This is a genomic window from Paenacidovorax caeni (assembly GCF_001298675.1).
Classification (GTDB): Bacteria; Pseudomonadota; Gammaproteobacteria; order Burkholderiales; family Burkholderiaceae_C; genus Paenacidovorax; species Paenacidovorax caeni.
On the sequence record NZ_CYIG01000127.1, the window covers coordinates 1 to 1,265 of the forward strand.

General features: G+C 62.8%; 2 protein-coding genes. Both read right to left on the reverse strand.

Features of this window, described 5'->3' with window-relative positions:
• A partial coding sequence (locus tag BN2503_RS19055) for a transposase zinc-binding domain-containing protein (protein ID WP_148639792.1) occupies positions 1-821 on the reverse strand: 821 nt, incomplete at its 3' end.
• A gap of 108 nt (positions 822-929) precedes the next feature.
• Positions 930-1,265 (reverse strand): oxidoreductase dimerization domain-containing protein (locus BN2503_RS19060; protein ID WP_491893071.1); only part of this gene is annotated, 336 nt, incomplete at its 5' end.

Genomic DNA, 1,265 nt, shown 5'->3' on the forward strand with positions numbered 1-1,265 from the left:
TCCACCGAGAAGCCGCTGTGTTTGTAGCCCAGCATGTCTTTGGCGTCACAGTTCTCCAGCAGGCCCCGAGCAACGAAGGCGCGCAGGATGCGTTTTTGCAGTGTGGTCTGCACTGGGGCCACGGTAGCCGCATCGATGCCGGTGGCCGCGTGAAAGATGACACCCGGCGATGAGATTCGAGGGGTCGCATCAGCATCGCCCTCGCCCTCCACTTCCTCAAACACCCCGTCCACCACACAAACGTGGAAGTGGACGTGTTCATTGAGGCTGGAGCCGAACCTGTGGATGAAGGCCACTGCGCCGATGTGCAGGCTTTCCTTGTCTGCATTGGCCGCGCCAATGCAGTGCGCCTGCAGGCTTTGCGCAATCACCCGCAGGAAGATGCGCAGCACCATATTGAGCACCGGCCCGTCGCGCTGCATGAAGTAACGAAGCCGCTTGGGAACCGACAGCACCCACTGGCGCACCGGCAGGCGGGGGAATACGTGATCGTTCAGGTGTGCCGCCGTCTCCACCATCCGCCGCGTGGTGCACGAGGGGCAGACTCCACGGCCTTTGCAGGAGAAGGCTACAAAGTAGTCGTGCCCACAGTCGCCGCAGCGAGCGCGGGCGAAGCCATGGGCAAAGATGCCGCACTCCAGATATGTGGCAAACGCTTTGCGTACGAAGGGCTTGGGGGTGTGGTGGTCGCACTGGCCGTCGAACTGACCCGCGCTGGCCAACTCTAGCCAGGTCTCATAGTGCTCGGCTACCGTTTGGTACAGCAGCGTGCGTTCGGGGTGGCGTGGGTTGTAGAGTTTGGGTTTTGCAGTGATTGGCATGAATACTGTACAAATGCACAGTATTCTGCGGCGATTGTTTGGGTACGCAAAGCACAAGGCCCGAACCGTCGCCAGTTCGGGCCTTGTCAGGGTAGCTTGGCTGCGGACTTACTTGCGCGCAGGCGGCACATCCGTGCAGCTGCCATGCGCCACTTCCGCCGCCATGCCGATGCTCTCGCCCAGCGTCGGATGCGGGTGGATGGTCTTGCCGATGTCCACGGCGTCGGCGCCCATTTCGATGGCGAGGGCAATCTCGCCAATCATGTCGCCCGCATGCGTGCCGACGATGCCGCCGCCCAGGATCTTGCCGTGGCCGTGGGCCTCGGGGGAATCGTCGAACAGCAGCTTGGTGACGCCCTCGTCGCGGCCATTGGCAATGGCGCGGCCGGAGGCCGTCCACGGGAACAGGCCCTTCTTGACCTTGATGCCCTGGGCCTTGGCCTG